At 65.8% G+C, this 24,332-nt stretch carries 20 protein-coding genes; 11 read left to right on the forward strand and 9 right to left on the reverse strand.

From position 1 onward, the window contains the following. Complete coding sequence (locus tag NTV05_06555; protein MCX6544062.1) at window positions 1-771, forward strand: TerC family protein; 771 nt, start codon at window positions 1-3, stop codon at window positions 769-771. Between the two features lie 153 nt (window positions 772-924). Here NTV05_06555 and NTV05_06560 read toward each other — a convergent pair whose 3' ends face one another. From NTV05_06560 to NTV05_06570, 3 genes are all read right to left on the reverse strand, one after another. Further along, complete coding sequence (locus NTV05_06560) at window positions 925-1,260, reverse strand: DUF86 domain-containing protein (protein ID MCX6544063.1); 336 nt, start codon at window positions 1,258-1,260, stop codon at window positions 925-927. Next, on the reverse strand, window positions 1,241-1,558 hold the full coding sequence (locus NTV05_06565) for a nucleotidyltransferase domain-containing protein (protein ID MCX6544064.1): 318 nt from the start codon (window positions 1,556-1,558) through the stop codon (window positions 1,241-1,243). Before NTV05_06565 ends, NTV05_06560 begins: the two co-directional genes overlap by 20 nt. Before the next feature lie 152 nt (window positions 1,559-1,710). Continuing rightward, a complete protein-coding gene (locus tag NTV05_06570; GenBank protein MCX6544065.1) occupies window positions 1,711-3,420 on the reverse strand; it encodes a DUF2207 domain-containing protein in 1,710 nt (569 codons plus the stop codon). A gap of 96 nt (window positions 3,421-3,516) precedes the next feature. Here NTV05_06570 and NTV05_06575 point away from each other — a divergent pair, with 96 nt between their 5' ends. From NTV05_06575 to NTV05_06590, 4 genes are read left to right on the forward strand one after another with little or no spacing between them, the layout of a single operon-like run. Continuing rightward, window positions 3,517-4,746, forward strand: coding sequence for an efflux RND transporter periplasmic adaptor subunit (locus NTV05_06575; protein ID MCX6544066.1), 1,230 nt, complete (start codon window positions 3,517-3,519; stop codon window positions 4,744-4,746). 25 nt (window positions 4,747-4,771) lie between these two features. Further along, window positions 4,772-5,479: an ABC transporter ATP-binding protein gene (locus NTV05_06580; GenBank protein ID MCX6544067.1), complete on the forward strand. Its 708-nt coding sequence runs from the start codon at window positions 4,772-4,774 to the stop codon at window positions 5,477-5,479. Then, window positions 5,476-6,630, forward strand: a complete 1,155-nt coding sequence (locus tag NTV05_06585; GenBank protein MCX6544068.1) for an FtsX-like permease family protein — start codon at window positions 5,476-5,478, stop codon at window positions 6,628-6,630. The genes NTV05_06580 and NTV05_06585 overlap by 4 nt, the downstream gene beginning before the upstream one ends. Window positions 6,631-6,632: 2 nt before the next feature. Next, window positions 6,633-7,832 (forward strand): ABC transporter permease, encoded by a 1,200-nt coding sequence (locus NTV05_06590; protein ID MCX6544069.1) that lies wholly within the window; start codon window positions 6,633-6,635, stop codon window positions 7,830-7,832. 21 nt (window positions 7,833-7,853) lie between these two features. Here NTV05_06590 and truA read toward each other — a convergent pair whose 3' ends face one another. After that, entirely contained in the window at window positions 7,854-8,675 is an 822-nt protein-coding gene (truA, locus tag NTV05_06595; protein MCX6544070.1) for a tRNA pseudouridine(38-40) synthase TruA, read from the reverse strand. A 183-nt stretch (window positions 8,676-8,858) separates the two neighbouring features. Between truA and NTV05_06600 the strand changes: the two genes are divergently transcribed. The 3 genes from NTV05_06600 to NTV05_06610 all read left to right on the forward strand — a co-directional run bounded on the left by NTV05_06600 (window position 8,859) and on the right by NTV05_06610 (window position 14,567). Next, the gene (locus NTV05_06600) at window positions 8,859-10,097 is read left to right on the forward strand and encodes a dicarboxylate/amino acid:cation symporter (GenBank protein MCX6544071.1); all 1,239 of its coding nucleotides are present in this window, start codon (window positions 8,859-8,861) and stop codon (window positions 10,095-10,097) included. 123 nt (window positions 10,098-10,220) lie between these two features. Next, window positions 10,221-13,274 (forward strand): hypothetical protein, encoded by a 3,054-nt coding sequence (locus NTV05_06605; protein ID MCX6544072.1) that lies wholly within the window; start codon window positions 10,221-10,223, stop codon window positions 13,272-13,274. A gap of 222 nt (window positions 13,275-13,496) precedes the next feature. Continuing rightward, entirely contained in the window at window positions 13,497-14,567 is a 1,071-nt protein-coding gene (locus tag NTV05_06610) for a hypothetical protein (protein ID MCX6544073.1), read from the forward strand. 46 nt (window positions 14,568-14,613) lie between these two features. Here NTV05_06610 and NTV05_06615 read toward each other — a convergent pair whose 3' ends face one another. Continuing rightward, the gene (locus NTV05_06615) at window positions 14,614-15,771 is read right to left on the reverse strand and encodes a C40 family peptidase (GenBank protein ID MCX6544074.1); all 1,158 of its coding nucleotides are present in this window, start codon (window positions 15,769-15,771) and stop codon (window positions 14,614-14,616) included. A 163-nt stretch (window positions 15,772-15,934) separates the two neighbouring features. On the opposite strand from NTV05_06615, the gene pfp reads away from it, so the two are divergent. Further along, entirely contained in the window at window positions 15,935-17,269 is a 1,335-nt protein-coding gene (gene pfp / locus NTV05_06620; GenBank protein ID MCX6544075.1) for a diphosphate--fructose-6-phosphate 1-phosphotransferase, read from the forward strand. 3 nt (window positions 17,270-17,272) lie between these two features. Here pfp and ftcD read toward each other — a convergent pair whose 3' ends face one another. From ftcD to NTV05_06640, 4 genes are all read right to left on the reverse strand, one after another. Beyond that, window positions 17,273-18,958, reverse strand: a complete 1,686-nt coding sequence (gene ftcD, locus NTV05_06625; protein ID MCX6544076.1) for a glutamate formimidoyltransferase — start codon at window positions 18,956-18,958, stop codon at window positions 17,273-17,275. A gap of 88 nt (window positions 18,959-19,046) precedes the next feature. Beyond that, window positions 19,047-20,477, reverse strand: a complete 1,431-nt coding sequence (locus NTV05_06630; GenBank protein ID MCX6544077.1) for a PhoH family protein — start codon at window positions 20,475-20,477, stop codon at window positions 19,047-19,049. Further along, on the reverse strand, window positions 20,474-20,983 hold the full coding sequence (locus tag NTV05_06635) for a type II toxin-antitoxin system VapC family toxin (GenBank protein MCX6544078.1): 510 nt from the start codon (window positions 20,981-20,983) through the stop codon (window positions 20,474-20,476). The genes NTV05_06630 and NTV05_06635 overlap by 4 nt, the downstream gene beginning before the upstream one ends. Then, window positions 20,980-21,270: a type II toxin-antitoxin system prevent-host-death family antitoxin gene (locus tag NTV05_06640; GenBank protein MCX6544079.1), complete on the reverse strand. Its 291-nt coding sequence runs from the start codon at window positions 21,268-21,270 to the stop codon at window positions 20,980-20,982. The genes NTV05_06635 and NTV05_06640 overlap by 4 nt, the downstream gene beginning before the upstream one ends. A 113-nt stretch (window positions 21,271-21,383) precedes the next feature. Between NTV05_06640 and NTV05_06645 the strand changes: the two genes are divergently transcribed. Next, window positions 21,384-22,889, forward strand: coding sequence for a DUF853 family protein (locus tag NTV05_06645; protein MCX6544080.1), 1,506 nt, complete (start codon window positions 21,384-21,386; stop codon window positions 22,887-22,889). 76 nt (window positions 22,890-22,965) lie between these two features. Beyond that, complete coding sequence (locus NTV05_06650) at window positions 22,966-24,270, forward strand: Nramp family divalent metal transporter (protein MCX6544081.1); 1,305 nt, start codon at window positions 22,966-22,968, stop codon at window positions 24,268-24,270. Window positions 24,271-24,332: the final 62 nt, after the last annotated feature.

Here is a 24,332-nt window from a genome sequence, read left to right on the forward strand (position 1 = left end):
ATGATGCTTCTCGAATGGCTGGCGACCCCTCAAACCTGGATCGCCCTGGCGACGCTGACCGCGCTCGAGATCGTGCTCGGCGTCGACAACGTGATCTTTATCTCGATTCTTGCCAGCAAGCTCCGCCAGGCTCAGCGCTCGCGTGCCCGGCGCCTCGGACTGTTTCTGGCCATGTTCATGCGCATCGGCCTCTTGTTCTCGCTGGTCTGGATGATCCGCCTCACCCACCCGCTCTTCACGCTGCTCGGCCGGGATTTCGCGGGGCGCGATCTGATCCTGATCGGCGGCGGGCTCTTCCTGCTCGCCAAGTCGACGTCCGAAATCCACGACAAGCTCGAAGGGGAGGAAGGGCACAGTTCGGCGCGAGTCGCCCCGTCATTCGCCGGCGTCATCGTCCAGGTGATGCTCCTCGACATCGTGTTCTCGCTCGATTCGGTGATTACCGCCGTCGGCATGGCCAACGACCTGGGCGTGATGGTCGCCGCCGTCGTGCTGGCGGTCGGCGTGATGATGTGGTCGGCGGATGCGATCAGCGGTTTCGTCGATCGCCACCCGACGGTGAAGATCCTCGCCTTGAGCTTCCTGCTGCTGATCGGCGTGTCGCTCGTGGCGGACGGATTCCAGCAGCACATCCCGAAGGGATACATCTACTTCGCGATGGCGTTCTCGGTCTTCGTCGAGATGATCAATCTGCGGCTGCACGCCCGGACACGTCCGGTCGAGCTCAGACACTCGTACGCCGGAGAGAAGAGCGGCGGCAAGCCGGCGTAGCTGTCGAGGACTTCGCCCTCCGCGTCACGACCATGCCGTTGTCGCTGGTCGGCGCGCTTCGGTTCTCCGTATTCGTCGCCGTTCTCGTCGGGCGTGCAGGTTCCAGACCGCCCGGCTTCAGCGGCGCCGCGAAGCGCCGTCGGCTGCATGCCGTCAGGCCTTGAGTATTGATACCAGCTGGTGCCGCAATTCGGGGACGCGCGTCTGAACGACATCCCACACCAATTCGAAGTCGACACCGAAGTAGTCGTGAATCAGGCGGTCCCGCATCCCGGCCATGGCGCGCCACTCAACCGTTGGATGGGTCGCCAGAAAGTCGTCAGGCACCCTCTTCGCGGCCTCGCCAATGATCTCAAGACTCCGAACGAATGCCCGACGCACGGTCTCGTCGGCCATGAAGGCCTCGAATGACAAGCTCGCGCTCCGGTCGATGAGGTATTCGGCTTCTACGAGAATGTGGCGGAGGTAGTCACGCGGCTCGAAGGACATCTTGCGCTTCCGACAAGATTCGAGGACCGAGGAACGGGGATAGGGCCTCGGTGGTCACAAGCTCGACGCGCCGCCCGAGATGCGCTTCAAGAAGTTCGGAAAGAGCGAGAAACCGAGTGTATGATTTCGCCCCCGGTGCGAACTGGACCAGGAGATCCACATCGCTGTGAGCTTGCGCCTGGCCCAGCAGGACCGAGCCAAACAGGGCGAGTCGAGCCACGCCCAAGGCCCGAATCTCCCGCTCGCATGCCGCTAGCCGTTCAACGGCCTGCTCACGGTTGAGAACCGGCGATTGCATGCCTACAGCCTATCTGCAGAGGGCCCTTGGATCCAAATTACCGAGAGGCCTGACGTCAGGCCTCACCCGCCGGCCCCCATCACCGCCCCCGGGCCGGTGCAGGCCGTGATGACGGCGCGTTCACGACTCCCAAACCAGTATCCGTCGAGCTATCAGCCCGCACCGCTGGAGCCACCGCCAGCAGCCCCCGCGGCGGCCGCACCACCGGCCCCGGCGGCCACGTGGGCGCCCGCCGTGCTGGCGAGCGACAGCATCTCCACGAGCGCCGCCGTGTTCGGACGTCCATCTTCCCGCGCCAGCGCCTGGAACCAGGCGGGCACGCCGAGCGCTCCCTGCTTGTCGAGGCGTTTCGCCCAAGCCAGCGCGACACCGAACGCCGCCGCCATCGGCAGCAGCGATTCAAGCTGTCCGGTGGGCACATCCGTGCTCTGTCCCTTGGAGACCGCCTTGAGATGCCGGCTGTACGCTTTCCACAGCCGTGCGCGCTGCAGCCCCTTGTCCGAAAGCGGCGTCAGCGCGCTTCCGACGATGAGGCCCGTCAGGCCGGCCACTGCCAACGCCCCGGGAATCGTGAGCACGAACCCGCCGATCCGATTGACAAAGATCACCCCCACGCCAAACCCGACGACCGCCGCGATGAGGAGGGCCAGACCCACACGCATCGCTCCCGTCTTCGTGTGCTCGCGTTCTGCGTCGAGCAGGCCTTCCTGGCGAAGCTCCGCGGTCACGGCCCGCGTGAATCGTTTCCAGCCGCCTGACGCGAACGATCGCGAAAGTTGCGAGAATCGCACCGTGTCGCGCGGACCCTTCCGGGTCGTAAACAGGATGTCGAGCAGTGTGCGTTCGTGTTCGCGCAGACCGCGCGGCCGGTCCTGCAGCACAATCGCGCAGTCGCGCCGGTTGAGCCACGTGGCGTCGTCGGGCACCTTGATCTGCAGCACGCCCCGGCGCGCCAGGTCGAACAGTGTGCCGATCGCGTTTGCCCACGAGATACCATCACGGGTGCCGACCAGCGTCCCGGCCAGCGCCACCGGGAGTCTGTCGGGTGGCACCGTCTGGCGTGCCTGTCTGTCGGCAGGTGTGGCGACGCGATGGTTCAGTGCGAACATGATGAACCCGAACAGACCGCCGAAGAGCACGAGCCCTGCGATGCCGAGGAACAACGGCGCCGTCTTCCACGTCTGCATGCTGTTCCGCTGCCAGCCCGGCGTGTCGGTCGCGATGCTGCGCGGAGCAAACCGCAGCGTGATCATCCAGTCGTCGTCTTTGCCGAACCCGCATCGACGAGCCCGGAGCGGACGGGCGTCCACCGTCAACTCCGCCGCCGCCGGGTTGAACTCGGCCAGCCCGATCAATCCCGCCGACTCCGGGTACTCCACCTCGAGTTCGGCGCAGGTGATCGGGTACTCATGCTTATCTGGCAGGACGATCCAGCGCAGCACGTCAGACTGACTCTGCTGCTCGACCACACCATCGACACGGTAGACCAGCGTGAATTCATGGCTCGAACCGGTGACCGGGGCGAAGTGCCATGTAATGCGCCGGCGTCCGCCATCCTGCCTCCTGACCTCGTACTGACCGGCCTGCTTCCCGGGCGTGAGCGCGACAGCGTCCATGTCGACCGACAGCACCGTGAGCCGATCGATCTTCCGTGTGGGCAATTCCCGGAACACATACGTGAACCGATCGGGTCCGAACGCGAAGCGAACCGTCTCTGTCACGACCATCGAACCGCCCGATTCGACCGAAAGCCTGACGGAGAAGCGCTCCGCGGAATAGGGCTTGGCCGCCTCAGCAGACCCTCGTGGGATGAGAACGGCGAGGACGAGCGCGACGGAACCGACAAGACGGCGGGATGTCATGACATGCTCCATATGCTTTCAATATGATATCACTTCGAAATCTCCTCGTAAAGTGTCCGGCGACCCCTGTCGGTATACAATCGCCGGAAGCGTTCCATGGCAACCAACACACCATCACTCAATGATCTGCGCATCGATGATCGCTCGCGTGACGGCGGTCACGGCCGGATCGCGGTCTGGATTCTGCTGCTCGTCGTCATCGGCGCTGCCGGCGCGGCGGCGTGGTACTACTTCCTCAAGGCGCCGCGTCCGGTTCCCGTGCGCGTGGCGGCGGCGGTCGAGGCCGCCGGGTCGGCGGCCGGGGGCAATCCCTCGGTGCTCAACGCTTCGGGTTACGTGACGGCGCGGCGGCGCGCGACAGTGTCGTCGAAAGTGACCGGCAAGGTCGTCGAGGTGCACGTCGAGGAGGGCATGGCTGTCAAGCAGGGCCAGGTGCTCGCGCGGCTCGACGATGCCACGTATCGGCGGTATCTGGAGTTGGCCGAAGCCGAACTGGGAGTGGCCCGCCGCAACGCCGCGGAATCCGAAGTCCGCCTCAAACAGGCCGAGGTGACGCTGGGCCGCACCCGCGCGCTCCTCAAGGATGGCATCGTCGGCCAGGCCGATCTGGATCGGGACGAATCCGAAGTCAATGCGATCAAGGCCCGTCTTGATCTGTACCGCGAGCAGGTGATCGTCTCGGAGCGGCAGGTGGCGGTGCGGCGCAACGATCTCGATGACACCGTGATTCGGGCGCCGTTTTCCGGCGTCGCCATCTCGAAGGACGCGCAGCCCGGCGAGATGGTGTCGCCCGTGTCCGCGGGCGGGGGATTCACGCGTACCGGCATTTCGACCATCGTCGACATGGCCTCGCTGGAGATCGAAGTCGATGTCAACGAAAGCTACATCAACCGCGTCACGCCGGGGCAGCGTGTCGAGGCTACCATCGACGCGTATCCGGACTGGAAGATCCCGGCGCACGTGATCACGATGGTGCCCACCGCTGATCGCCAGAAAGCCACCGTACTCGTGCGCATCGGGTTCGAGACGATCGACCCGCGCATCCTGCCCGACATGGGCGTCAAGGTCGCGTTTCTGGGCGCGCCGCAGCCGGTCGATGCCCGCAGCACGCCGCGCGTGACGATTCCCAAGATTGCCATCCGGAGCGACCAGGGGCAGGACATTGTGTTCGTGGTCGTCGGCGATCACGTTGAGCGCCGGGCGATTCGCCAGAGCCCGTCCCAGGGCGATACGGCATCGGTGGTCGCCGGTCTGACAGCCGGCGATCGGGTGGTCATCGAAGGCCCGCCCGATCTGCTGGACGGCCGGAAGGTCGAGATTCGGTAGGATTCGATAAGAACGGGGAATCGTCATGGATGCATCGACGCCGACCGATGGCGCGCTGGTCACAGTCCGGGATGTCCACAAGGTCTTCTTCCGCGGCAGCGAGCGGATCGACGTGCTGCAAGGGCTGAACCTCGACATCCCGAGGGGTGATTTCCTCGCGCTGATGGGGCCATCTGGATCCGGCAAGTCGACGCTGCTGAATCTGCTCGGCGGCCTGGATACGCCCACCCAGGGCGCGATCGAAATCGGCGGACAGCACATCGAAAAGATGTCCGGCGGGCGACTGTCGGCGTGGCGGGCGCGCAACGTCGGCTTTATCTTCCAGCTCTACAACCTGATTCCGGTGCTCACCGCGGAGCGCAACGTCGAATTGCCGTTGTTGCTGACGGGCCTGTCTCGGGCGCAGCGGCGCACGCACGTGACGACGGCCCTCGGCGTGGTGGGGTTGGCGGACCGGGCGCGGCACTTTCCCCGGCAGCTCTCGGGCGGCCAGGAACAGCGCGTCGGCATCGCGCGGGCGATCGTTACCGACCCGATGCTCCTGCTGTGCGACGAGCCCACGGGCGATCTCGATCGCCGGTCGGGAGATGAAATCCTCGATCTGCTGCAGGCGCTCAACCGCGAGCACGACAAGACCATCATCATGGTGACGCACGACCCGCACGCCGCGGCGCGCGCGAAACGCGTGCTGTACCTCGACAAGGGCGTCCTCGTGAAGGAGCCGGTGGCATGAGATACCTGCCGCTGGTCTGGCGGAATCTCCTGCGACGGAAGACGCGGACGATCTTCACGGTGCTGTCGATCGTGATGGCCTTCTTGCTGTTCGGCATCCTGTCGGCCCTCAACATGGCATTTGTCGGCAATGTGGAACTGGCCGGCAACGACCGGTTGATCGTCCAGCACAAGGTCTCGATCATCCAACTGCTGCCGGAGAGTTACCGGGTGCGGCTCGAGAAGATCCCCGGCGTGGTCGACGTGCTCCACCAGACATTTTTTGGCGGCATCTACCAGAAGCCGAGCAACTTCTTCATGCAGGTCCCGGTCATCCCGGATCGGCTGCTCAAGTTGTACCCGGAGTACATTCTGCCGGAGGACCAGAAGAAGGCGTGGCTCTCGGATCGGACCTGCGCGATTGTAGGGCGGCAGACGGCCACGCGGTTCGGCTGGAAGGTCGGCGATCGGGTGCCCATCCAGGCGACGATCTGGCGCAAGAAGGACAATTCCACTGCGTGGGAATTCAATATCTGCGGGATCTTCGACGGCAACCGCCAGGGCGTCGACACGACGCCGTTCTTCTTCAACTACGACTACTTCGACGAGGCGCGGCTGTTTGGCCAGGGCAGCGTCGGCTGGTACGTGATTCGGATCAACGACCCGGCCAAGGCGCCCGAGATTGCGAGACGGATTGACGAGGAGTTCGCGAACTCGCCGGCCGAAACCAAGACGACCACCGAGAAGGCGTTTCTGACGGCCTTCGCCAAGCAGATTGGCGATATCGGGGCCATCATCCGCGCCATTGTGACGGCGGTGTTCTTTACGATCCTGCTCGTGGCCGCCAACACGATGGCCCAATCCGTCAGGGAGCGCACAAGCGAACTGGCGGTGTTGAAGACGCTGGGGTTCTCCGACGGGCTCATCCTGCTGCTTGTCCTGGTTGAGTCGTCTGCGGTGGCGTTGACCGGAGGCGGCATCGGTCTTGGCCTGGCGTGGCTCTTCGCGCAGGGCGGCGACCCCACCAACGGGATGTTGCCGTCGTTCTACCTGCCCAACGCCGACCTGGTGAGCGGCGTGCTGTACGCGCTGCTGCTCGGCCTGATTGCGGGCATCCTGCCGGCCGTGCAGGCGATGCGCCTGCGCATCGTCGATGCGTTGAGGAGGACCTGACCATGACGCGACTCCTCAACTGGCTCGCGCAGATGATCGCGGTCACAGAGTTGAACCTCCGGACGCTCAGGCAACGGTTCGTCTCCTCGATGGTTGCCGTCGTCGGCATCGCGGGAGTCGTGGCCGTCGTGGTCGCGGTGCTCTCGATGGCGGAGGGGTTCCGAAAGACCATGGCCACGACTGGATCGCCCGACACCGCGATTGTCATGCGGACGGGCGCCGACACCGAGATGATGAGCATCCTGATGCGAGAGGACGTGCGAGTCGTGGCCGATGCACCTGGCGTGCGGCGCGGACCGAACGGACCGATGGCATCCGGCGAGATGTTCGTCATCGTGGACCTGCCGAAGCGGAGCAGCAACACGACCGCAAACGTGCCGCTGCGCGGCGTTGGGCCCAACGCGTTCGGCGTGCGCGAGCGGCTGAAGATCGTGGCTGGCCGCATGTTCGAACCCGGACGCAACGAGCTGGTCGCCGGACGCGGCGCGTCCAGCCAGTTCACAGGTGTCGATCTCGGCCGCACGCTGACCTGGAACAACACGACGTGGACCGTGGTGGGAATTTTCGACGCGGGCGGCACGTTTTCGGATTCCGAGTTGTGGTGCGATGTTGAAATCCTCGCGCCGCTCTACCGACGCGGCAGCAGCCGTCAAACCGTGTATGTGAAACTCGATGCGCCCGGGTCGTTCACGCGGTTCAGGGACGCGCTCACGACCGATCCGCGCCTGAATCTGAAGGTGGTGCGCGAGTCCGACTACTACGCTGAGCAGTCGCAGATGATCGTCACGCTGATTACGACCTTGGGGACGCTCATCGCGGTCGTCATGGGCATCGGCGCGGTGTTCGGCGCCGTGCTCAGCATGTATTCGGCCGTGGCGGCGCGCACGCGCGAGATCGCCACGCTGCGGGCGCTCGGCTTCGGCGGCGGCCCGGTTGTCGTCTCGGTGTTGGCGGAATCGCTGGCGCTCTCGCTGGTAGGTGGCGTGATCGGCGGCGCACTGGCGTACGTGGCCTTCAACGGTTTCGAGACGTCCACGATCAACTGGCAGACGTTCAGCCAGGTCGCGTTCGCGTTTGCCGTGACGCCGCGCCTGGTCGTCATGGGCGTGGTGTACGCGCTCGTAATGGGATTGCTCGGCGGCCTGCTGCCCGCTATCAAGGCCGCGCGGATGCCAGTCGTTTCCGCGCTGCGCGAGCTGTAGCACCCGCCAGAGGGGTGTGGTTCATCGCGCCCGACGCCTGCCATCTGGTGATGGCACGTGGCGCGAGCCGCCGAACACGATTGGTTCCAGCGCGGACGGAGGCGGATCTCCGCGATAGAACACGCGCTCGAGGAACAGGCCCGATGGCGGCGCGGTAAGCGCCGCAGGTACGTCCGACTGTTCCTCGAGCAGGCGCGCGACGTCCTCGACGCGCATCGCCCGCCGGCCGACCGCGACCAGCACACCCACCACCCGTCGCACCATTCGCCAGAGAAAGTGCGACCCGGCCATGCGCACCAGCACGAGGGGATCGTGCTCGACGATCTCGACCGCGTCTACCTGGACCGTCGTTGAACGGTCCTCGCTGTCAGCGACGGCAAACGACCGGAAGTCCTTCATCCCGACAAACAGCGCCGCCGCCCGTCGCATCGCTTCTACGTCGAGCGGATCGCGGATCCACCAGACGAACGGCTTGGCGAACGCCGTCCGCCGCCGCGAGATCTGGTACACGTAGCTGCGTGCCACCGCGTCGTGGCGTGCGTGGAATCGCTGGGGCGCCCGCGTCAGGCCGACGATGTTGATGTCGGCCGGGAGTTCGTCATTGATCATCCCCAGCAGTGTCGCTTCGTCAATCCGCGTGTCGAGTTGCAGGTGCGCCACCTGGGCCACGGCATGCACGCCCGCATCGGTCCGCCCGGCCCCGTAGAGTTCGAACGTCTTCGCGCCGGTCGAGGCATGGACGGCGCGCTCGATCTCGCCTGCCACAGTCCTGGCGTTCTTCTGAATTTGCCACCCGCTGTAGCGAGTGCCGGCGTATTCGATCTCGAGTGTGAACCTGGGCATAATCACTCCCGGAGTAATTATCCCCGGCATAATCACTCCCGGAGTAATTGTTTCTGGCTAATCACTCCGGGAGTAGTTGTCTCTGGCCTAATTACTCCGGGAGTGATTGGCACGCGGGAGTGATCAGCGGCGCCGCGGCCCGCGGCAGGGCAGTCGAGACCGTTTCCGGGTATGATGCGCCCCGTGCCATTCACCTTGCAGGTCCTGCTCGGTCTTGTCCTCGGCCTGGCCGGCGGCATCGCGATGGCGACGTCAGATGTTGCGTGGGTGCGGGCGATCCCGGGGATGGTCGAGCCGGTCGGGACGCTGTTCATCAACGCGATCCGGATGACCGTCATCCCGCTGGTCGTCGCCAGCCTGATGCTCGGTGTCGGGTCGACGCGCAAAGCCGGTGCCATCGGGCGCATCGGCGTCCGGGCGTTCGCTCTGTTCGTGGCGGTACTGACGGCGTCGGCCCTGTTCTCCCTCGCGCTGGGCTACCCGCTGTTCGGTTGGTTGAACGTCGATCCTCAGGTTGCCGAGCGGATGCGATCGAGCGTCTCCTCCGCCTCGGTGGCGGCGGCGACCGGCGGCGTGCCCTCCCTGACGGAGTGGGTGCTGTCGCTGGTGCCCGTCAATCCGTTCAAAGCGGCTGCCGATGGCGCGATGCTGCCGCTGATAGTGTTTTCGGTCGCCTTTGGCCTTGCGCTCGGCCGGGTGAAGAGCGCCGCGAGGGCGGCGATGCTGAGCGTGTTCGAGGCCATCGCAGACGCCTGTCTCGTGCTGGTCGGGTGGGTGTTGCGCCTCGCGCCGGTTGGCGTGTTCGCCCTCGCCATGCCGCTCGGCACGCGCATGGGGGCCGACGCGGCTGGAGCGCTCGCCTACTACGTGGTCGTGATGTCCGGGATCAGCGCCGCGTTCGCCGTCTTCGTGCTGGGGCCCGTCGCCGTGCTGCTGGGCGGACAGCGGCCGGGCGCGTTCGCGCGGGCGATTGCGCCGGCTGTCGCGGTGGCGTTCACGTCCCGCTCGTCGCTGGCGGCCCTGCCTGCCAGCTACGACGCCGTTCGGACCGGGTTGAAGCTGCCGGAGGAAATCGCGACCGTCTATCTGCCGCTCTCGGCTGCGGTCTTCCGGGCTGGCGGCACTATTGCCCAGGTGCTCGGGGTCTTGTTTGTGGCGAAACTGTACGGCATCCCGCTCGGGGCGGCACAACTCGGGACCGTGGTCGTGGCAGCGGTCGCCACCACGTTTACGATTCCGGGTATTCCCGCCGGCGCGATCGTCGTGATGGCGCCCGTGCTGGCCTCCGTTGGCGTGCCTGTCGAGGGGATCGCCCTGCTGATTGGCGTCGATACGATCCCGGACATGTTCCGCACGAGCGCCAACGTTGTCGGATGGCTGGCTGGCGCCTGTGTCCTCGGCGCGAAGAAGCCGGTCGCCTGATACCGGGTGCTTCGGGTCGGCCACGCAACGGAGGCCGAGAGAAACAGGTCGGCCACGCTCGTCGTATGTCAGAGTCTGGAACACTATCAAACGTCACGCTGTGTTCGGGAGGGATGCTTCACGATGATCAGATCACTCCGCTTTACGATTCTGCTTGGGCTTGTCGCCCCTCTGGCGGTCGTCTCGCTGGCCGCTCTTCAGGCGCAGACTCCACAGGCCAGACCGGCGGCCGCCCCGCAAGCGACGGTGGCACAGGCAGTCGTGCCGCCTGCGCAGCCGGCGGCTGCAGCGCCGCCGCCGCCGATCAACCAGTCTGACGATCCGCTGCTCAAGACGTTTAGATGGCGCAACATCGGCCCGGCCAGCATGGGCGGCCGCATCGACGACTTCGCGGTGGTCGAGAGCAATCCGTCGATCTACTACGTCGGATTCGCGACGGGCGGCATCTTCAAGACGATCAACAATGGCACGACCTTCACGCCGATCTTCGACACGTATCCGGTCAGTTCGATTGGTGACATTGCCGTGGCGCCCTCGGATCCGAACATCCTCTATGTCGGCACCGGCGAAGCGAACAACCGGCAGAGCTCGTCGTTTGGAGCCGGCATCTACAAGTCAACCGACGCCGGGAAGACATTCACTTACGTGGGTCTCAAGGAGACGCAGTCGATCGCCCGGATCGTCGTTCATCCGGCCAATCCCAACATCGTCTACGTCGCCGTCATCGGGCATCTGTTTGGACCGAACAAGGAACGCGGTCTGTACAAGACCATCGACGGCGGGAAGACCTGGAACAACACTCAGTTCATCGATGAGGACACAGGTTTCACCGATGTCGTGATGGACCCGAAGAACCCGGAACTGTTGTTTGCGGCGTCTTATCAGCGCCGCCGGACGCCCCATGGATTCAACGGGGGCGGTCCCGGAAGCGGATTGTGGAAGACCACCAACGGCGGCAAGACGTGGACGAAACTGTCGGGCAACGGGCTACCTGAGGGAATCATCGGCCGCATCGGCCTCGACATCTGCAGGACCAAGCCGAACGTCATCGTCGCCCAGTTCGAAGTGGGGGCGAGCGGAGGCACGGGCGCGGGTGTGACGGCCGACGGCAAGCAGCAGGTGCCGGGACAGGGCCGGGGCGGCGGCGCACCGGGCGGCGAAGGCGCGGCGGCGGTCGCAGCCGGCGGCGAGGCGGCCGCTGGCGGACGAGCGGGGGCAGCCGCGGCTGGCGGGCGCGGGACAGGCGGCGGCCGGCAGGCTGGCGCGGCGGGTACCCCGCCGGCTCCGCTCGACTCCAAGCGGACGGGCGTGTGGCGGAGCGAAGATGGCGGCAAGACGTGGAAGGTCGTCAGCAACACGACCGACCGCCCGATGTACTACAGCCAGGTGCGCATTGATCCCAACAACGATCAGGTGATCTTCATGGGCGGCGCCCCGGCGTTCAAGTCGATTGACGGCGGCAAGACGTTCAGGCAGATCCAGAATCTCGCGCACAGCGACCATCACGCCATCTGGGTCGATCCGAAGAACTCCAGTCACGTGATGTACGGCAACGACGGCGGCCTCGACGTGAGCTACGACGGTGGCGACACGTGGGATTTCATCGCCACGATGGCGGTGGGGCAGTTCTACGCGGTCAGCGCCGACATGCGGAAGCCGTACGTCGTGTGTGGCGGATTGCAGGACAACGGTTCGTGGTGCGGCCCGAGCGCCAAGCGCGCCAACGTCGGCATTCTCAACTCCGACTGGTTCCGCGTGGGCGGCGGCGACGGTTTCTACACTCAACAGGATCCAACAGACTGGGCCACTGTGTACTCCGAATCGCAGGATGGCAACGTGAACCGGCTCGATCTGCGCGCGGGACGGAGCATCAGCATCCGGCCGAGGCCCGCGGGTGGCGGCGGGCGGGGCGGCGCGAGCGCCGAAGCGAGCGCCGAAGCGAGCGCGTCGAATGTTGTGCCGGCGCCGCCGGCCGGCGACGCGTTCCGGTTCTTCTGGAACACGCCGACCGCGCTCTCTCCGCACAATCCCTTTACCGTGTGGCTGGGCGGCAATCGGTTGTTCAAGTCCCTCAACCGGGGCGAATCCTACACGATGACCGAGGATCTGACGCGCAAGCTCAGCCGGTTCGACCGGGCGATCATGGGCGTCAAGGGCGATGCCCCGATGGCCTCGAAGCATGACGGGGTGGCCACGACGAGCGTCATCACCACCGTCGCCGAGTCGCCGGCGATGCCCGGCGTCGTCTGGGTGGGCACCAACGACGGCAATCTGCAGGTGAGCCGCGACGGAGGCCTCAGCTGGAAGAACGTCGTCGCCAACGTGAAGGGCGCACCCGACGAGACGCACATTGCGAGAGTCGAACCGTCGCACTTCGACGCCGGCACCTGCTATGTCGTCCTCGACGCGCACCGCACCGACGATCACACGCCGTACGTTTACGTCACGAAGGACTACGGCCAGACGTTCACGTCGGTCGCCGCCAGCCTGCCTGCGGGCAACGCAAACGTGATCCGCGAAGATCCGAAGAACAGAAATCTCCTCTACCTCGGCACCGAGTACGCCTTGTACGTCTCGGTGAACGGCGGCAAGGAGTGGAAGCGGTTCATGACCGGGCTGCCCACCGTGAGGATCGACGACCTGCTGGTCCACCCGCGCGACAATGATCTGATTGTCGGCACCCACGGGCGCAGCATCTGGATCGTCGATGACATCTCGCCGCTGCAGCAGTTGACCGAGGCGGTACTGGGCGCCGACGCGTTCCTGTTCCCGCCGCGGCCAGGCGTGCTGTGGCGCACCGACACGCAGGAGAGCATCAACGCCGGCGGCAACAAGTTCTTCCGCGGCGAGAACCCGCAACCGGGCACGGCCATCAGCTACTACCTGAAGACGGCGGCCACCGGCGATGTGAAGATCACCATCAGCGACTACGCGGGCAAGGTCGTTCGCGAGATCGCCGGGACGAAGGACGCGGGTCTGAATCGGGTCCAGTGGAACCTGCGCGGCAACCCGCCGGCCGCCGGGGCTGGCGGCGGCGGCCGTGGTGGGGGCGGCGGCGGGCGGGGAGGATTCGGCGGTGGCGGCGCTGCCATCGAGCCGGGAGCCTACCTCGTCAAGTTGACCGTTGGGGGTAAAGACTATTCCGCCAAGGTGGTGATCGAGGCGGACGAACAGTAACGCCTGACAGCGGCGTCACCTCCTTCGCGCGGCGGCTCGAACTGAGCGCACGAGCGGGTGGCGAACCCGAGTGTCGCCTCGCGTCGCGTGAGATTCTTGCGGGCGCTGCACCATCGCGGTGTGGCGCCCGCGTCGTTTTGGAGGCACAGCAAGGTAGCGACCAACGCGCGTTCGGTGCTATCCTTTCCGACTGGACCCGACGGGGTCAGGTGGCCAGCAAGCATGTCCAGGGAACCGTTGGAACTGTCGCTCGAACTTCACCCGCGCTCGCGTTTCGACGCGATCGACATGCGTGCCCGTGTGACCGCCCTCCACGGCGATATCCTGAAATATTTCGACCGCAGCCTGTACTGCTCCTTTCACACCACGGCGGGTTACCTCGAACAGGGTCTCGTTTCCCGTCTGTCCAGGCGACGCCAGGATGTCAGCGGCTACCTGGATCCGTTCCTTGCCGTGTTCCCCGAAGGCGCCGGCTATCGTCACGACGATCTCGACGAGCGCAAAGATCTGTCCGAGGATCAGCGGCAGGTCGAACCCCGCAATGCGGATTCGCACCTTGCGTTCATGGCGGCAGGCCTTCGGCCGTGCGTGACGTATCTCAACAGCCGTCAGACCCCGGTGCCGTTTGTCGATCTGGATGGCGTGAATGGCGACCGGCCGCGCCTGCGCAAGACCAGCGTGGTCGCCTATGACTCGGAAGTCGAGGTCTGGCGGACGCGCATCGGCGTCCCGGTGTCCGCGCATTCGGTCGATTCCGTCAACCTCAGGGATCCTGCTCTCGGTCTCTACGACACGGCGATTGCCGCGATCAGGCACGCCGGCGTCGCGAAGGGGCGCGTCCGGATTGAGCTGGCTCCGGGCGAACGCCAGGCCGGTCTCACGGTCAACGAGTACGAGACCCTGCTGATGCGTCACGATCTGCGGGAGGTGCTGAGCGACCCGCTGCGCTTCATGGCCGAGAAGGGGAAGCACGCGCTCAAGCACCCTCGCGCGATTCCGCAGAAAACGCGCGACTATGCCGCCTACGACGCGGTCGTCGCGCTCAACAAGCTCGTCGAAGCGCTGGGGTTGAGCGAGTCGTGGATCGAACGCCTGGTGGCGCGCCTGCTCGCGCTGCCGGCGGAGAACTTCTTCCGCATGAAGCGATCGGTCAGCCTGCTCGTGTCGGATCGCGACACGCCAGGGTGTCCGACCGTCGTGGAAGGCACGTACCAGAGTCCGATTCTCGTCCAGTGGCACCGGTCGCCGAGCAAGATCCGCCACCTCGATCTGTCGTTGACCAGGTTCGTCTGATTCTCGATCCGGGCGCGATGAATCGCGCCCCTGCTACTTCGCAACCCTACTTCAAAACCCTTCGCGCACGCAGCAGCCGGTTGCGAAGGCTCTCGCTGTAGATCGCCGAAGCCGGCAGCAGGCTGTTTCGCCGTACCAGCCCGGAAGCGTGGAGGAACTCTCCGTTGCCCACATAGATCCCTACATGCGAGATGCGCTCCGATCGCCCGGCCGCGGCCCGCGTCCCGAAGAACAGCAGGTCGCCGCTCCGCAACTGGTCGACTCCCGCGTCAATCGGCACGGCGGTGCCCTGTTCGGCCTGCTGGTCTGTATCACGCGGCATCTCGATGCCGTTGAGGTGCAGCACGGTCTTGACGTAACCCGAGCAGTCGAACCCCTTGCTTGACGTTCCGCCCCACAGGTAAGGCGTGCCCATGAACTGCAGTGCCGTCTTTTCGATGTTGCTGGCCACCGGGCGCGTCGCTGCCATCCAGGCCTCAAGGGTCTTCGTGTCCTCGCCCCTGATGTAGCCTTGCCGCCCGTCTGGCAGGCCGACCTTGACCCACGCGCCTTCGACCCCTTCGGACCTCAGCAGTCCCCCAATCACGACGTCAGTCACCGGCGCGGCACCGGCATCTGCGCGCTCGCGGACCACGCTGACCGGCGCCGTGACGATCACGCGCGGGTTCGCGGTCCACGCCTTCAGGCGTTCGTCGCTGACGAGCGTGAGCTGGAGTTCTTCGATCCAGCCGAGGTAGCCGTCCGGATCCGTGTGGACGAGGTACCAGCCGGATTGCTTCTTCAGCACGCGCACACTCCACCCGAGCACGGTCTGCGTGGCCATCTCGGCGGGATGCGAGGGCTTGCTGCGTACGTTGGCGACGCTCACGCGGACCACGCCGCGGCGATCCGCGCCCAGCGCCGGATCCGGCAGCACAACGATGCGGTCGGCGGCGGTGTCGTATCCCGCCGCGCGAACGGCTCGCATCACGGCGTCTTTGGCCTCGGCCTGCTCGACCTCTCCGCCGACAATGACGCCCTGAGGCGATGTCGTGATGCTGATGTCGAAGACGGCGAGCCGGCGATCGGGGGCAAAGCGCTCCCTGAGAGGCTTCAGGATGTCCTCCGCTCCAGGCAGGTTCGCGGGCGCCTGCGCAGTCGTCACCGCGCCGGCAGCGACCACCATGCAGAGGGTCAGGATCAGGGAACGACGTCGTATGCGCATAAACGGGCACCTCGCAACCGAAGGTCAGTCGGGCCCCGAGCGTTGCGGGCATGCAGGGATTGCGCGCCATGGACGCTCGAGTCGGGACCGGCACGAGCAGACAACCGGGTCCCGCCCCGGCTATGATAAACCATTGTGACTCTTGATACGCGGAGGGCGTGACGTGCATCATCCTGAAAAACTGGCGATCCTCGTCGGCGGCGGGCCGGCACCCGGCATCAACAGCGTCCTCAGCGCGGCAACCATCCGCGCCGCCCTCGAGGGCGTGGAAGTGGTCGGCGTGCTCGACGGCTTCGAATGGCTCATGCGCGCCGACATCGATCATGTGAAGGAACTGACCATCGAGGAGGTGAGCCGCATTCACTTCCTGGGCGGGTCCCACATTGGCATTGCCCGCGCGAACCCGACGAAGACCCCGGCCCACCTCGAGAATACGATTCTCTCGCTGCTGCGCCTCAACGTGTCGATGCTCATCACGATTGGCGGCGACGACACGGCGTTCTCCGCGATGAAACTCGAAGAGAAAAGCGGCGGCCGGCTGCGCGTGGTCCACGTGCCCAAGACGATCGACAACGACCTGGACCTCCCTGCGCACATCGATACGTTCGGCTTCCAGACCGCGCGCCACTACGGCGTCGAGATCGTCAGGAACCTGATGGTGGATGCGCGAACGACGTCTCGCTGGTACTTCGTCATCGCCATGGGCCGGAAAGCCGGCCACCTGGCGCTCGGCATCGGCAAGGCGGTCGGGGCCACCCTGACGCTCATCCCCGAGGAGTTCGGCGGCGCGCCGATTCGGCTGAACACGGTCGTGGACACGCTCGCCGGCGCGATCATCAAACGGCAGAGCTACGGCCACCGGGACGGCGTGGCCGTGATCGCCGAGGGCCTCGTCCTCGATCTCGACCCGGCCGATCTGTCCGCCCTCGCAGAGGTCGAACGCGACGCGCACGGCAACGTGCGGATTGCGGAGATCAACATCGGCGAGATCCTCAAACAGCAGGTGCACAAGCGGCTGCAGGAGTTCGGCCTCCGGGCGACCATCGTCGAGAAGAACATCGGCTATGAACTTCGGTGCGCCGGCCCGATTCCCTTCGATATCGAGTACACCAGGGATCTGGGGTACTCGGCCGCCAAGTACATCCTGTCCGGGGGCAACGCGGCGATGGTGTCGATCCAGAATGGCCAGTTCGTGCCGATCCCGTTCGCGGAACTGCTCGACCCGAAGACGGGGAAGGCGAGAATCCGGCTGGCTGACATTCACTCGCAGAAGTACGCCATTGCCCGGAGCTACATGCTGCGCCTCAAGCGGGAGGATTTCGCCGACGCCCACGAGACCGCGAAGCTCGCGGCCACGTGCGGCGTCTCGCTCGAGAGATTCAAAGACGAGTTCGGGTACCTGATCGATGCAGAGCCGCCCCGATTGAAGGTGGATGCGGCGAAGCGCGGCTTTATCGAGGACCACACCGCGCTCGACTCGTCGATCTTCCTCGACTGAGTGCTACATCGCGGCCTTGACCGCAAACGTCGACGTGACGCGCGCCAGGATGGCGTCCCGGATGCGCCGCCCGTCGGCAACCAGCCGTTCGACCTCGGCCGAGCACGCGCTCTTGAAGACCGTGTCCGCGATCGATCCCAGGTTGATCAGCACGTTGAGCGCCGCACCCTCCAGACCAGCCTGCGCCGCCAGCCCGGCGACGCCGGCGTCTGAGGCCGAGTTCGTGTTGCCGGTAAGCGCCGCCTGTTCGGCCAGGCGGAGGGCTTCCAGGCACATCCCCGCCGTCCGCAGCGGCACCTCCGCCGCGTGCTTGTTCGCCGACTCAAGCGCCGTCGCCCGTCGGTCGTTCTGGTCGGCCGTTCCCTTCGGCAGACGCATCGCGTCCATCACACGATTGAAGGCGTTGGTGTCCTCATCGACCGCGCGCGCCAACGCGTCCTTGACGCGCTGGCCCTCTTCTGCCAACGCCGCAAGCGTCTCCCAGACGGGCTCGTAGCCCTTTCTGCCCACCGTCAGGTTCGCTACCATCGTCGCCAGCGCAGCCCCCAGGCTGCCCATCAGCGCGGTCACCGATCCGCCGCCCGGGGCCGGCGATTCGGTGGAGACTTCGTCGACAAACCGTGAGGCCGTCATGGCCATCAGCGGGGCGGGCGGCGTGAAGTGATACTCGACGATCTTCCTGGATGGGTCGAACGGGGCGACCTGGTCGAGTCCGAGCGATCTGATGGCCATCTCCACCAGTTCACGTTCGGGCATACCGGCCGACTTGCCCTGCTTGCGGAGGAAGTAGCGGCCGGCCTCGAGCATCGGCTCGAGCGGTGTCAGTCCGACCAGTTCGGACCCGGTCACGACGAGGCCGAGCCTCTCAGCCTCTTCGCGCGCGGTTTCGAACACGACGTGAAGGGGGGTCGTCTTGTAGTCGAGCAGGTTGATCGACACCTGTGCCTGGCGGTACTGCTCGATGTACCAACCGATGGCGCGGACGGCCTTGAGGCGTCCTGGCACTTTGACCGACTCGCCGTTGGCGTCGCGGACGATCGCGCCACGGGGATCCCGTTTGGCGCGGCCTCCCTCACGGATATTGAGCGCAATCTCGTTGGCCAACCGGCGATCGAGCGTGTTGAGATTCACGTTGTACGCGAGCAGAAACTCGCGGGCGCCCACCACCGTCGCGCCCGAACGGGCGTTGAACACACACGGGCCCGCGTCGGGCGCCCAGTTCGCATCCTCGAGCTTGCGCGCAAGCCCTTCGTACTCGCCGCCGCGGATGTCGGCCAGGCTGCGTCGCTCCTCCCGGCTCGCGGCGTGCTCGTAGAAATAGACTGGAATGCCGAGTTCGGTGCCGATGCGCCGGCCCAGCGTCCTCGCCAGTTCCGCGCACTCCTCCATCGTGATCCCGGCCACCGGCACGAACGGGCAGACGTCCAGCGCGCCCATTCGCGGATGCGCCCCGCGGTGCGACGTCATGTCGATCAGTTCCGTGGCTCTTCTCGCGGCGCGGAAGGCCGCTTCGGCGACCAGGTCCGGCGGACCGACGCAGGTATAGACCGTGCGATTCGTGTCCGCGCCCGGATCGACATCGAGCAGCTTCACGCCGCTGACGCCGGAGAGGGCCTGCGCGATCGCGTCGATAACGGCGCGATCGCGGCCTTCAGAGAAGTTGGGCACACATTCAACGAGTCGAGACATCAGATCCACCTCGTGAGGCTGCCGGGTCAGCCGTTCAGCGTACGCCTGTCCGGGCCAGGCCGGCAAGGGCCCGGGCAGCCACACATCACTACAGCAGTTTCGCCGCCAGTTCTGCAATGCGCGAGCGCACAACGTCCTTCATCGTGAGATGGGCGAAGCACGATTCGCCCTTGAAGCGCTCGACCACCTGCACCAGCCCGTTCGACAACGAATCCACCTCGGCGCGGTCGATCTGATCGGGGTCTCCCGTCAGAATGACGCGCGCGCCCTCGCCGGCCCGCGTCAGCACCAGCTTCATGTCTTCCTGCGTCAGGTTCTGCCCATCGTCCACGATGATCACCGCGTCATGGATGGAGCGGCCGCGCAGGTAGTTGATGGGCGAGATCTCGAGCGTGTGGTTCGAGATCAACTCGTCCACGGTCGGACCGACGGGGACGGGCGCGTGGGCCTTGTCGGCCTGCTGCTCCGCGAGCTGGTTGGTCCAGCGCGCGCCGCCGTTCAGGCGCCGCATGATGAAATCGAAGTTGTCGATGATGGGCTTGGCCCACGGTGCCATCTTGTCGCCCAGATCGCCTGGCAGAAAGCCCAGCTGACGGCCGGCCTCCGCGTTGACGCGGTACACCTCGATCTTCGAGATCTTGCTGGCGCGGTAGAGCTCGTACGCGCAGAGCAGCGCGATCAGCGTCTTGCCCGTGCCGGCGATGCCCACCAGCGACACGATCAGGGACTGGTCGTCGAGGATCAGGTCGCGGGCGCACGCCTGCTCGGGATTGCACGGGCCGAAGCGTTCGCCGACCTTGGTGTTGACGCGCCGCAGGTATCCCGTGCCGTCGTGCTGCTTGTAGATGCCCCACGCGCTCTTGCCGTTGCCGCGCACGTGCAGCTCGCAGCACTGATTGGGGAACATCTGTGAGACGTCGGTGAACCCGGCCACCGCATCCATCGGCAGGCGGTGTTCGTGATGGAGCGTCGACAGCAGGCCGGCTTGTTCGGCCGGGATCTCGATGCGCGCCCGCCCCGAGTAGAACTTGTCGGGCGAGGTGACGGGGCGATCGCTGTAGTAGTCCTCGGCGCTGATGCCGCGCGCCCGCGCCTTGCAGCGCATCGCGGCATCCCGGGTGACAAGTACGACCGGTTCGTTGTGATGCGCCTCCTGGTAGCTGCCGGCCAGCAGGATGATCGCATCATCGGCATAGGTCGAGTTGAAGCCGGGCCACGCGCGCGTCATGTCGAGCTCGCCGCGGTGGAAGCGCAGCGTGCCGCCGTTGAGCGGAATGCCGTGCTGGAGCTCGTCGAGCGACGCCTGCATCTGCAACTGATCGAGAAAACGAATGGTCTGGCGCGCGGTGTACCCGACGCCATTGGCGCTGGTCCGGCGCCGATCCAACTCCTGCAAGACCGGGAAGGGCAGCACAACGGTATTGCCGTCCGTCAGGTTCTGGAGCGCTTCGGGTGCCGACACCAGGACGCTCGTGTCGACGATGTAGACCTTGTGCCGATCCTGCGTTGCAGGGGTCATACCGTGCCTCCTCCGCCGGATATCGGCCGCGCGGGCTGGCGGACGCCGGGCGCAGCCTTTTCACTGGACGTCGACGGTGTGGTCGCCGGAACCACGCGGAAGCCCAGCAAGTGGGCATTGCGCCGGACATCTTCGTCCAGCGCGAGCACCGCGAGGCCCGGGATGGCCGAGCGCGCCACGAGCGCACTCGCCAGATGGAGCGCCGAGATCGTTTCGAGCGGTTCGCTGGGAAAGCCGCGACGGGCCCGCTCGACGCCCGTGGGATGCAGACGCAGGACGTGCCAGGCCGCCGCCGCTTCGTTCAGGTGGGCGCGCCGGTCGGCCGCGTCGGCCTCGGACAACTGTGTGGCGCGCTGCGCACGGTGCAGGGCGCGATCGCATTCGACCAGCGTCAGGTCCGACGTGATGACCAGCTCCGCCTGCTGAAGAAGGGCGCGGATCGGGTCCGCGGCCGCATCGCCGAGAAGCCACGCCAGTATGGCGCTCGACTCCGCGTAGAGCCTCATCGGGCGCCTCGGCCGGCGTTCAGGATCTGTCGCGTGGAGAGGCCCGCAGCCACGCGCCGCAGCTTTGGGTAGGAAGGAGGGCTGTCGATCGAGGCGAGCGTGACCTGTCCGTCCCTGGCGAGGGCAGCCAGGCCCGACGGCACACCGTCGTGTTCATCCGCGCCCGCCTCACGCAACTCCGCGACAATCGTTCCCCGGTCGCTGACGAGCACCCGTTCGCCAAGCCGGACCTCGCGGACGTATTCGCTGAGGCGGTTCTTGAGCTCCCGGATGCCCACAGTCTTCACGCCGGGCAATGTAGCTACATGTAGCTACATTGTCAAGCGGGAACATTCGGGGGCCGCTCCCTCGTTGCAGCCCGTCCCCCGAACGGGTAGCATCCTCAACACGGAGGACGCGCGTGCAACAGATACTCATTGGCAAAGCCGAGCAGCCGGTCCATTTGCTTGCGAAGTACGGCAACCGCCACGGCATGGTGGCCGGCGCTACAGGGACGGGAAAGACCATCTCGCTGCTGGTCCTCGCGGAGGGCTTCTCGCGCATGGGTGTGCCGTCGTTCATCGCGGACGTGAAGGGTGATGTGGCCGGGCTGGCGATGGCTGGGGTCGCGAGCGAGCAACTCCAGGAGCGCGTCAAACGAATTGGCGTCGAGGGCTACGCCTGCGAGGGAAGCCCGGTCGTGTTCTGGGATCTGTACGGCAAGGCGGGCCATCCGGTGCGTACGACGGTCAGCGAGATTGGACCGACACTGCTCGCCCGGATGCTCGAGATCAACGACACGCAGGAGGGCATGCTGGAGATCGTCTTCAAGCTGGCCGACGATCAGGGCCTGCTGCTGCTCGACCTCGACGATCTGCACGCGCTGCTCGGGTTCATCGCCGACAACCACAAGGAAGTGTCGGCGCAGGTGGGTCTGGTCAGCACCCAGTCGGTGGCGGCCATCCAGCGCGCGATGTTGTCGCTCGAGCGCGAGGGCGGCAAGGCGTTCTTCGGCGAGCCGGCGTTGGAGCTGGTCGACCTGATGCGTACGGACTTGACCGGCCGCGGCATCATCAACATCCTGGCCGCCGACCAGCTCATCCTGAAACCGCGGCTGTACTCGAGCTTCCTGCTGTGGCTGCTGTCTGAATTGTTCGAGAAGCTGCCCGAAGTGGGTGATCTCGAGCAGCCGAAGCTGGCCGTGTTCTTTGACGAAGCCCACCTGTTGTTTGACGACGCCCCGGCGTCGCTGCTTCAGCGGGTGGAGCAAGTGGTGCGGCTGATTCGTTCGAAGGGCGTCGGCGTGTATTTCTGCTCGCAGTTGCCGGATGATGTGCCGAACGAGATTCTGGGCCAGCTGGGCAACCGCGTCCAGCACGCGCTGCGTGCGTACACGCCGCGCGACCAAAAGGCCGTGCGGACGGCTGCGGAAACGTTCGTGGCCAATCCCGCGCTCGACGTCACGACGGTCATCTCGCAGCTCGCCGTCGGCGAGGCGCTGGTGTCCACACTGCAGGAGAACGGCGTGCCGATGCCGGTGGCGCGCACGCTAATGTCGCCGCCGCGCTGCCGGATGGGCGCGATCACCGTGGAGGAACGCGCCGCCGTGCGGGCGCGCAGTCCGATTGGCGCCAAGTACGACTCCGCGATCAACCGCGAGTCCGCGTACGAGATCCTGAACCGGCGGGCCGCGGCCGCCATCGCGCCAACCGCGCAGCCGGCTCCCACGCAGGCCGGGTCCGCCCAATCAGGGCAGCAACCCAAAGCCGGCGGCGGAATGCTGGGCGGTTTGCTGTGGGGCACCACCCGCCGGCAGGGGATGGTGGAGACCATGGCCAAACAGGCGGCCCGAACCGTCGGCAGCCAGGTCGGCCGGCAGATCCTCCGCGGCGTGCTGGGCGGCATCTTCGGCGGTTCGCGGCGCTAGCAGGATTGGCGGCGCACCCGCGAAGCTCGCTCGATCACGCAGGCGCGTCCACGACCGTGAGTGACACGTTCAACGCATGAACAACCCCAACTCGGATGTTGAGAAACCGGCGGGACCGAAACCGCGCTCGCTGGAGAGAGTCCGACGGTTCTTCGCCGATCTGGGCCCCGGTTTGATCACCGGCGCTGCCGATGACGACCCGTCAGGCATCTCAACCTATTCAGTGACCGGCGCGTTGTACGGCTACATGCCGCTGTGGACGGCGCTGTTCTCGTTTCCGCTGATGGCTGCCGTGCAGCTGATGTGTGCGCGTCTCGGTCTGGTCACGGGGCGCGGGCTGGCTGGCGTCGTGCGGCGCCATTATCCCCGCGCTGTGCTGTGGGGCGCCTGCGCGCTCCTGATTGTCGCGAATGTATTCAACATCGGCGCCGACCTGGGAGGCATGGCAGAGGCGACCGAAATGATGACCGGCATCAAGTCTCACTTCTGGACGCCGGTGTACGCCGCACTGATTGTCTCCCTGCTCTTCTTCTCCTCATACCGTCGCATCGCGCGCGTGTTTAAGTGGCTGACCCTCATCCTCTTCGCGTACATTGCGGCCGCCTTCCTCGCCCGCCCGGACTGGAGCGCCGTCTTCAGCGCGACCCTTGTCCCGCGGGTGGAATGGTCGAGCGCGTTTCTGGCAACGCTGGTCGGCATACTCGGCACGACGATCTCACCCTACCTGTTCTTCTGGCAGGCATCACAGGAGGTCGAAGACGAGCGTGCGCAGGGGAGAGTGACGGTCAAACAGCGCAGCGGTGCGACCAATCAGGAGTTGCGTGTCGCTCGAACGGACGTCCTGACCGGGATGTTTTTCTCGAACCTCGTGATGTACTTCATCATCCTGACGACCGCTGCCACACTGCACGCGCACGGACAAACACACATCGAAACGGCGCGGGAAGCGGCTGAAGCACTGCGGCCCCTGGCCGGAAGGGGAGCCTATCTGCTCTTCACACTCGGTCTCATCGGGACAGGCATGCTGGCTGTTCCCGTGCTCGCCGGCTCAGCCGCGTACGCGGTGGCCGAAGCCAGAATGTGGCGGGGGACATTGGAAGACCGCCCGAGCGTGTCGCGCAAGTTCTACGCGGTCGTCGCCGTGTCGATGATGCTCGGCCTGGTCCTGGATTTTATCGGCTTCAACGCCGTAAAGATGCTCTTCTATTCGGCTGTGCTCAACGGGGTGTTGGCGCCTCCGCTCATTGTCCTGGTCGTGCTGCTGACGAGCAACCCTGACGTCATGGGCACGCGAGTGAGTTCACGCCCGTTGCGTTATCTGGGATGGGCAACCGCCGCGATCATGACTGCCGCCGCCGTCGGGATGTTTCTGACGATGTAGGAGAGGCGAGCATCGGAGTCTTCTCATTATCGAGGCTTTCCGGAGGCACCTACCGGGTCGCA

Source organism: Acidobacteriota bacterium, assembly GCA_026393755.1.
GTDB lineage: Bacteria > Acidobacteriota > Vicinamibacteria > Vicinamibacterales > JAKQTR01 > JBAXOX01.

Coding starts and splice junctions, on each gene's coding strand:
- NTV05_06555 (MCX6544062.1), top strand. CDS start 1: ATGATGCTTCTCGAATGGCTGGCGACCCCTCAAACCTGGATCGCCCTG.
- NTV05_06560 (MCX6544063.1), bottom strand. CDS start 1,260: ATGTCCTTCGAGCCGCGTGACTACCTCCGCCACATTCTCGTAGAAGCC.
- NTV05_06565 (MCX6544064.1), bottom strand. CDS start 1,558: ATGCAATCGCCGGTTCTCAACCGTGAGCAGGCCGTTGAACGGCTAGCG.
- NTV05_06570 (MCX6544065.1), bottom strand. CDS start 3,420: ATGACATCCCGCCGTCTTGTCGGTTCCGTCGCGCTCGTCCTCGCCGTT.
- NTV05_06575 (MCX6544066.1), top strand. CDS start 3,517: ATGGCAACCAACACACCATCACTCAATGATCTGCGCATCGATGATCGC.
- NTV05_06580 (MCX6544067.1), top strand. CDS start 4,772: ATGGATGCATCGACGCCGACCGATGGCGCGCTGGTCACAGTCCGGGAT.
- NTV05_06585 (MCX6544068.1), top strand. CDS start 5,476: ATGAGATACCTGCCGCTGGTCTGGCGGAATCTCCTGCGACGGAAGACG.
- NTV05_06590 (MCX6544069.1), top strand. CDS start 6,633: ATGACGCGACTCCTCAACTGGCTCGCGCAGATGATCGCGGTCACAGAG.
- truA (MCX6544070.1), bottom strand. CDS start 8,675: ATGCCCAGGTTCACACTCGAGATCGAATACGCCGGCACTCGCTACAGC.
- NTV05_06605 (MCX6544072.1), top strand. CDS start 10,221: ATGATCAGATCACTCCGCTTTACGATTCTGCTTGGGCTTGTCGCCCCT.
- NTV05_06610 (MCX6544073.1), top strand. CDS start 13,497: ATGTCCAGGGAACCGTTGGAACTGTCGCTCGAACTTCACCCGCGCTCG.
- NTV05_06615 (MCX6544074.1), bottom strand. CDS start 15,771: ATGCGCATACGACGTCGTTCCCTGATCCTGACCCTCTGCATGGTGGTC.
- ftcD (MCX6544076.1), bottom strand. CDS start 18,958: ATGTCTCGACTCGTTGAATGTGTGCCCAACTTCTCTGAAGGCCGCGAT.
- NTV05_06630 (MCX6544077.1), bottom strand. CDS start 20,477: ATGACCCCTGCAACGCAGGATCGGCACAAGGTCTACATCGTCGACACG.
- NTV05_06635 (MCX6544078.1), bottom strand. CDS start 20,983: ATGAGGCTCTACGCGGAGTCGAGCGCCATACTGGCGTGGCTTCTCGGC.
- NTV05_06650 (MCX6544081.1), top strand. CDS start 22,966: ATGAACAACCCCAACTCGGATGTTGAGAAACCGGCGGGACCGAAACCG.